Source organism: Streptomyces sp. NPDC059247 (assembly GCF_042754005.1).
Lineage (GTDB): Bacteria > Actinomycetota > Actinomycetes > Streptomycetales > Streptomycetaceae > Streptomyces.
Map to the genome: position 1 here is coordinate 19,776 of NZ_JBHYZW010000036.1, position 7,548 is coordinate 27,323.

The following is a 7,548-nucleotide window of genomic DNA, read 5'->3' on the forward strand; positions in this document are numbered from 1 at the left end:
GGACCACGTGAACCACGTCGCCTACGTGAACCATGCCGACTACATCGACTACGCCGACCACATCGACTAAGGGGACTGTCAGGGGAGTTCCACGGAGGCCACGGCCCCCTTGTCATAGAAGAGGTACGCGATCCCGCCGACCGGCAGCACCTCCGGCGCCCGCACCCGCTTCTCGATCGCGTAGCCCCAGGACAGGTCGAAGTCCTCCTCCTCGACCCGGGGGCCCGGCGCGCCCGGCACCGCGACGCTCCTCAGCGCGCCCGGCTTCCCGTCGGCACCGAGCCGCACGGTGTACAGGGAGGAGAAGTCGGCGTACACGACCCGGTCACCGGCGACCAGCGGCGCCGACCAGGCGTGCGCGAGCCCCTTCGGCGCGCCCTTCGCCGGATAGGAGGCGAGGACCTTTCCGCTGGCCGGGTCGAGGATCTTCAGGCCCCCGTCGAAGCCGATGACGGCGCCGGTGCCGACGGCCGTGGGGGTCAGCGCGGAGACCGGGGCGGGCAGCGTCCCCTTCGGGGCCAGGGTCCGCGCGTCGAGCAGATGCACCCGGTTCTTCGGGTCGCGTCCGAAGGCGTCGTCGGGGCAGTACCCGGTCGTGCCGAGGACCTTGATGTCGAGGCAGGTCCGCGCCGCCGCCTCCACCTGCCCGAGCAGGGTGCCCTTCTTCCCGTCGTACGCGACGAGCCCGCCCTGGCTGAGGGCGTAGACGACGCCCCGGGCGTACGCCACCGGCTCGAAGGAGCGCCGCAGGGCGCTGGGGAGCTGGGCGTTGGTCAGCGCCTTCGACCACAGCTCCCGCCCGTCGGCCAGGGCGAAGGCCCGCAGGGCGATCCGGTCCGACTGGCCCGTGACCTGATCGGTCGCCGCGTAGACGACGCCGTCGCCGACGAGCGGGCGCCCGTCCCACATCAGCTGGTGGCCGATGGCGGGCTTCCGCCAGCGGACCGCGCCCGTCCATGCCTCGCGGACCTGCAGCTCGGACCCGCTGACGAGGGCCACGGCGGAGTCGTGGACGGTGGGGCGGCTGCTGTCGCCGCCGACGAAGTCGTGGCCGGTCGGGCTGATGTAGGTGCGGTCGGGGGTGTCCTCGGCCCGGTCCACCGACCACAGCCGCTTCCCGTCCTTCGGGTCCAGGGCCTCGAACCGTCCGTCCGTCGTCCTGCACACCAGCACCTTCTCCCCGGCGGAGCAGCCGAGCGCCGGAGCGGTCAGCCCTCCCCGCCAGGGCCGCCAGCCGGCCGGCCGCTGCGCCGCGTTCTGCGGGACGATCCCGGAGGCGTCGGCGAGACCCCGGTCGTCCACGCCGGGTACGCGGGGCGCGGCGGGCGGGGCGGCCTTCGCGGGCGGGCCGGGCTTCTTCGCGGGCGTCCCGGGCCAGAGCAGGTACGTGCCGAGGCCCCCGGCGACGACGGCGAGGGCCAGGGCGGCGGCGAGCGCCCGCTTCCGGCGGCGGCGCGGGGGAACGGCGGGGGCCCGCGGCGGCGGGAGCACCGGCGCCTGTGTCGCCATGGAGTGCGGTCCCGGCGCCGCCGGGGTCACGACCGGGCCGTGCGGATCCACCGGCGGGGCCGCCAGGAGCGGCCCGCCCGAGGCCACCAGTTGCGCCAGCTCCCGCCCGTACTCGCCGATGTGCTCCCGTACGGCCTCCGGCCAGGGGAAACGTCCGGCCGGGCCGCCGAGGAGCTCCGCGAGCGCCCCGGGCTCGGGGCGGGCCGCCGGGTCGGCCGCCAGACAGGCGGCGAGGGTCCCGCGCAGTTCGTCCGGCACCCGGTCCAGGTCGGCCTCGGCCTGGGAGACCCGGTAGAGGACGGCGGCCAGCGGTCCGTCGCCGAAGGGGTCCTCGCCGGTCGCCGCGTAACAGAGGAGCGAGCCGAGGCAGAAGACGTCGGAGGCGGCGGTGACCCGCCGGGCGCCCGCCACGTGCTCGGGGGACATGAAGGAGGGGGTGCCGACCATGACGCCGGTCGCGGTCATGGTGGTGGCGCCGCTGCTGCGGGCGATGCCGAAGTCGATGAGGCGGGGGCCGTCGACGGAGAGCATCACGTTGCCGGGCTTGAGGTCGCGGTGCAGGACCCCGGCCCGGTGCAGGTCGGCGAGGGCGAGGGCGAGACCGGCGCCGAGCGCGCGGACGGCGTCGACGGGGAGGGCGCCGCCGCGCCGGACGGCCTGGGAGAGGCTGGGCCCGGGGACGTAGGCGGTGGCCAGCCAGGGCACCTCGGCGTCGGCGTCACCGCCGACGGGCGCGGCGGCGTGGACGCTGTCGACGAGCGAGGCGACCCGTATCTCGCGGCGGAAGCGGTCCCGGAAGGCGGGGTCACCCGCGACGTCCCGCAGGACCGTCTTCACGGCGACGAAGGTGCCGTCCTGGGCGCCCCGGCCGAGGAAGACCTCGCCCATGCCTCCGGCGCCGAGCCGGGCGAGCACCTCGTACGGTCCGATCTGCCGTGGCGCGTCCGCGCGCAGCGGTCCCAGCACGTCGCCCTCCCCCTCAAGACGCGATGTAGGCCGCATCATCGCACGGGCCTACGACACGAAGGGCCGGCCCCCGTGCGGGGACCGGCCCTTCGTGCGGACGGGGGTGTCTCAGCCGGAGTGGGGCTTCGCGCTGAGGATCCTCACCGTGGCCTTCTTGCCGTTCGGCAGCTCGTACTGGGCGTCGTCACCGGCCTTCTTGCCGTTGACCCCGACGCCGAGCGGCGACTGCGGCGAGTAGGTCTCGATGTCGCCGCTCGCGTACTCGCGGGAGGCGAGCAGGAAGGTCATGGTGTCGTCCTCGTCGCCGTCGAAGGCGATCGTGACGACCATGCCGGGCTCGACGATGCCGTCGTCCGCCGGGGACTCGCCGACCTTGGCGTGCTGGAGCAGCTGGGTGAGCTGGCGGACCCGGAGCTCCTGCTTGCCCTGCTCCTCCTTGGCCGCGTGGTACCCGCCGTTCTCGCGCAGGTCGCCCTCTTCCCGCGCGGCGGCGATCTTCGCGGCGATCTCGGTACGCGCGGGACCAGACAGGTACTCAAGCTCGTCCTTGAGCTTGTTGTACGCCTCCTGGGTGAGCCAGGTGACGTTGTCGCTGGTCTGGGTCACAGGTGCTCCTCGTAGGTACTGGGAATACAAAGCATCGCCCTACACCGGGTAGCGGTGCTCCCGGGTGGGCGAAACCACGAGCCTAACAATGAGTGGCGAAAAGCGGGAGGACATAAACCATCGGGATGGAGTATCCCCAGGTCACCGTGGTGACTCGCCAGGACTCGACACCCCGTCCCTACCCACCGCTACCGGGACGTACACCCGATCAGCTCGGCGTTCGTCGCCTGGCTGGTGGTGCGGAGCGAGAAGACCTGGTCCACCCGCGAGGCCGGATCGTCGATCCTGACGTCCTTGCGGGCCACCTCGGCCCCGTCCTCGGCGCGGGAGCGCAGGGTGCAGACGCCCTTGACGCCCTCGTCCTTGCGGATCTCCAGGTGCACCTGCACCTCGGTGGCGCTGACCACGTCGAATTTGATCATCTCGGCGCTGATCTTGCTGGCGACGACGTAGTGCCAGCCGAACCAGCTCATCAGGCCGAGGAAGAGGACGCCGAGGACCGCGCCCGTGATCCTGAGCTTGCGGTCCGCCGCCTCGTCCGCCGAACGCCCGTAGCGTCCCTCGGGCAGCCGCTCTCGCACCGCGCTCATGACCGTTCCTCTCGAAGCCGGGGGTGCCGGAATTTTCCCTCCCCCGATTCCGTCACTATAGAGACCACGCTCCGCGTCGAATCACTGAGGATCGAGTCTTGACTGAGCAGCTGCGGCTGATGGCCGTTCACGCCCACCCCGACGACGAGTCGAGCAAGGGCGCGGCCACGATGGCCAAGTACGTGTCCGAGGGGGTGGACGTCATGGTGGTGACGTGCACGGGCGGCGAGCGCGGCTCGGTCCTCAACCCCAGCCTCCAGGGCGACCCCTACATCGAGGAGAACATCCACGAGGTCCGCCGCAAGGAGATGGACGAGGCCCGCGAGATCCTGGGCGTCTCCCAGGAATGGCTGGGCTTCGTCGACTCCGGTCTCCCCGAGGGCGACCCGCTGCCCCCGCTCCCCGTGGGCTGCTTCGCCCTGGAGGACGTGGACAAGGCGGCCGGCGAGCTGGTCCGCAAGATCCGCTCGTTCCGTCCGCAGGTCGTCACGACCTACGACGAGAACGGCGGGTACCCGCACCCCGACCACATCATGACCCACAAGATCACGATGGTGGCCTTCGACGGCGCGACCGACGCGGAGAAGTACCCGGAGAGCGAGTTCGGCCCGGTCTGGCAGCCCCTGAAGCTGTACTACAACCAGGGCTTCAACCGTCCCCGCACCACCGCCCTGCACGAGGCGCTGCTCGCCCGGGGCCTGGAGTCCCCGTACGGCGAGTGGCTGGAGCGCTGGAAGGAGTTCGAGCGCAAGGAGCGGACGCTGACGACCTTCGTGCCCTGCGCCGAGTTCTTCGAGGTCCGCGACAAGGCGCTCCTCGCCCACCGCACCCAGATCGACCCCGACGGCGGCTGGTTCCGGGTCCCGATGGAGCTCCAGAAGGAGGTCTGGCCCACGGAGGAGTACGAGCTCAGCAAGGCGCTGGTGCCGACCTCCCTCCCCGAGGAAGATCTCTTCGCGGGCGTCCGGGACAATGCCTAGCATGAGCGCACATCTGGCACTGACCCAGCTGATCCCCTTCGCCGCCGAAGAGCTGGACAAGAACAAGGTGACCCCCGGCGTCCTCGGCTTCGTCGTCTTCGCCGTCCTGGCCGGTTCCGTCTGGCTGCTGATGAAGTCGATGAACCGCCACATGGGCCGGGTCTCCTTCGAGGAGGCCCCGGACCCGTCGGCCACCCCGGACACCCCGGCGGCCACCCCGGGCAAGTAACCCCCTCCACCCGGAGGCCCGCCCCCACCCGCCGCGAGGTCCCCGGACCCCGCGGCGGAACGCGTCCCGCCGGGCGGCGGGGGGCGTACGGGGCTGGCGGTACGGGTGTGGCCGCGTCGGCCTTGACCGCATCGAGTCCCGGCCGTGCTGTGCCCTGCCCTGCCCGCACGGGATCTTGCCCGTGCCCTGCCCTGCCCGCACAGGGTCCTGAACGGCACCAGGCCCTGTCCGCCCCGGGTCCTACCCCTGCAGGGCCCTGTCCGCACCAGGTCCGCGGTGCGTCACCCTGGCGCGCGGAGCACCTTCTTCCTCGCCCAGACCCCGCACCGGGCGGTGCGGGGTTCCTCGACCGCACGGACCCCGCCGGGTTCCAGCGCGAGGGCGGCGACGCCCGGTCCGTCACCCACCGCCGGGCCGGGAGCGGACGGTGACGATCACCCAGACCCCGGACCGGGCCGCCCAGCGGATCCTGAGCATCTTCCTGGTGCGGGGCGCCCCGACACGGCGTTCCACGAGACGGCCACCTGGGCCACACTGGGGGAGATCCGGCTGATGGCACGGATCGCCGGGCTGGAGGTGGCGGGCATCGACGGATCGTACGCGGGAGAGCCCTACGGCGTGCGCTCGCGCGAGACGCTCCTCGTGCTGGAGCGGCCGTGAGCGAGGGGCCCGCGCTCGCCGCGGAGGGCGCCACGGTCGTCCTGGACGGGACCACGCTCCTGGCGCCGACCACGTTCGCCGTCCCGCCCGGCGGCTTCCGGTGCCTCGCCGGGAGCAACGGCTCGGGGAAGACGACCCTGCTCCGGGCCTTCCTCGGGAGCCGCAGACTGACCGACGGAGCCGTCCTCGTGCGCGGCGAGGCCGTCGACCTGACGAAGCCCCGGCACCGACGGCTGGTGGCCTCCCTCGTCGACCCGGTGCCCGTCGCCCGGGACATGACGGTACGGGAACAGGTGGGCCTGGTCGCCGCCTCCTGGTACGGCAACACCCCGACGACCGCCGAGCGCTCCGAGGAGATCATCGGACGTCTGGGCCTCACCGCCCTGGGCACGCGTTTCCCCGCCCAGCTCTCCTCGGGACAGCTCCAGCTCTTCAGCCTCGCGCTGACCCTGGTCCGCCCCGCCGACGTCGTCCTGCTCGACGAACCCGAGCGGCACCTCGACTCCGACCGCGTCGCCCTCGTCGCGGCCCTGCTCGCCGAACGCGCAGGACAGGGCACCTCGTTCCTGGTCGCCACCCACGAGACGGTCCTGATGGAAGCGGGCGACGGCGTCGTGGAGCTCGGATGACGGCGGACACCGTGACCGCGACCGGTGCGGGCCCCGAGGACCGCGTCCACGCCGTACGGCACGGGTACGCCCACCGGGGCGACCGCGCCACCCCGCGGGACCGGGCGTACACCGTCTACCTCGCCGCGATCCTCACCCTCGTGTACGTGGCACCGGTCGTCCACCTGATGCGGACCACCCGGGCGCTCGTCCCCCTGGAGACCGCCGAGGCGGCGACGCCGGTCGTCTGCCTGGTCGCGGCGGCGGCGGTCTGGGGCGCCCAGCTCACCGGCCGCTTCTGGGGACCGCTGGTGCTCAAACCCTTCCTGCTGTACGTGTTCCTGTCCACGGACCTGTCCCCGGCCCACTACCTCGGCGCCATCGCCCGCCGCCGCCTCGCCCTCGCGGGACTCGGCACCCTGCTCACGGTGTCCACGGCGGCCTTCCTCCTGACCGACCTGTTCGACGACCCGGGCGGCCCGCTCCTCCCGCAGGGCGTGGCCGTCGCGGTGGGCATCGCCGCCGTCGCCCCGTCGGCCTGGCTGTGGGGCCAGGTCAGGACCGTCCGCGACAACGTCCTGCTCGCCGCCGCCGTGGCCGCCGCCGCGCCCGTCGTGGCGCTCCTCGGCCGGTCCGCCCTCCTCGGCGGGGGAGGACCGTGGCTCGTCGCCGGAGTCCTGGCGGTCACCGCCGCCCTGCTCGGCCGGTCCGCCCTCCGGTCCGTCCGTACGGCCGACCTCGCCCGGCTCACCCGCGACGCGGCCCGCGCCGCCGAGGCCCAGACCTTCGCCTGGACCGGCACCCTCCACCACGCGCTCGACCTGTACCGCCCGGAGCCGCGCGGTTTCGCCTCGGCCCTCGTCCGCCCGGACGGACGGCTGCGCGGCCACCTCGCCCAGGGAGCGGTCCGGGCGCTCCGCACCCGGGGCCGCGCGGTCGCGGCCGTCGCGTTCCTGTCGGCCGGGGGCGCGCTGCTGGCCCTCGGCGTCGGGTCGACCTGGGCCTGGCTGCTCGGCGCGGTCGCCGTGTACTGGGGGTCGGGATGGGTCGGCGAGACCTGGCGCGGCCTGCGCGACGAGCTGACCCTGGCCCCGCTGCTCGGCGAGCGGTGGGGCGGGACGCTCGCCCGCACCCTGGCGTGGCCGGTCGTCGCGGTGACCGTCACGGTGGGACTGGCGGGCACGGTCACGGCCCTCGCCCGATGGCCGCTCCAGAGCGGCCATCGGCCGACGCGCTGCTGCTCGCCACCGGTTCGGTGGTGCTCGTGCTAGGGCCTGTGTGATGTCGTGATCAGTTGTTGAGTTCTGCCCTCTTCGCGGGGTGGAACCCGGTAGGACATTGGTCGTGACGCTCAGGCAACTCACCGATGCTCAGTGGAAGTTCATCGGGCCGTACCTGCC

Annotated in this window: 7 protein-coding genes; 4 read left to right on the plus strand and 3 right to left on the minus strand. The window is 73.2% G+C overall.

The annotated features are described in order from the left end of the window. Positions 1-78 precede the first annotated feature (78 nt). From ACFXGN_RS31645 to ACFXGN_RS31655, 3 genes are all read right to left on the minus strand, one after another. The gene (locus ACFXGN_RS31645) at positions 79-2,475 is read right to left on the minus strand and encodes a PQQ-binding-like beta-propeller repeat protein (RefSeq protein WP_384865701.1); all 2,397 of its coding nucleotides are present in this window, start codon (positions 2,473-2,475) and stop codon (positions 79-81) included. 108 nt (positions 2,476-2,583) lie between these two features. Continuing rightward, complete coding sequence (gene greA, locus ACFXGN_RS31650; protein WP_384865703.1) at positions 2,584-3,081, minus strand: transcription elongation factor GreA; 498 nt, start codon at positions 3,079-3,081, stop codon at positions 2,584-2,586. 188 nt (positions 3,082-3,269) lie between these two features. Further along, positions 3,270-3,671 carry a DUF4307 domain-containing protein gene (locus ACFXGN_RS31655; protein WP_384865705.1) on the minus strand — a complete coding sequence of 134 codons (402 nt, stop codon included), beginning with the start codon at positions 3,669-3,671 and terminating at the stop codon, positions 3,270-3,272. A 98-nt stretch (positions 3,672-3,769) separates the two neighbouring features. Here ACFXGN_RS31655 and mca point away from each other — a divergent pair, with 98 nt between their 5' ends. From mca to ACFXGN_RS31675, 4 genes are all read left to right on the plus strand, one after another. Continuing rightward, positions 3,770-4,651 (plus strand): mycothiol conjugate amidase Mca, encoded by an 882-nt coding sequence (gene mca, locus ACFXGN_RS31660; protein ID WP_384865706.1) that lies wholly within the window; start codon positions 3,770-3,772, stop codon positions 4,649-4,651. Next, positions 4,644-4,880 (plus strand): hypothetical protein, encoded by a 237-nt coding sequence (locus ACFXGN_RS31665; protein ID WP_384865708.1) that lies wholly within the window; start codon positions 4,644-4,646, stop codon positions 4,878-4,880. The genes mca and ACFXGN_RS31665 overlap by 8 nt, the downstream gene beginning before the upstream one ends. A gap of 656 nt (positions 4,881-5,536) precedes the next feature. Next, complete coding sequence (locus ACFXGN_RS31670; RefSeq protein ID WP_384865710.1) at positions 5,537-6,169, plus strand: ATP-binding cassette domain-containing protein; 633 nt, start codon at positions 5,537-5,539, stop codon at positions 6,167-6,169. Then, on the plus strand, positions 6,166-7,419 hold the full coding sequence (locus tag ACFXGN_RS31675; RefSeq protein ID WP_384865711.1) for a hypothetical protein: 1,254 nt from the start codon (positions 6,166-6,168) through the stop codon (positions 7,417-7,419). Before ACFXGN_RS31670 ends, ACFXGN_RS31675 begins: the two co-directional genes overlap by 4 nt. The last annotated feature ends 129 nt before the right edge of the window (positions 7,420-7,548 follow it).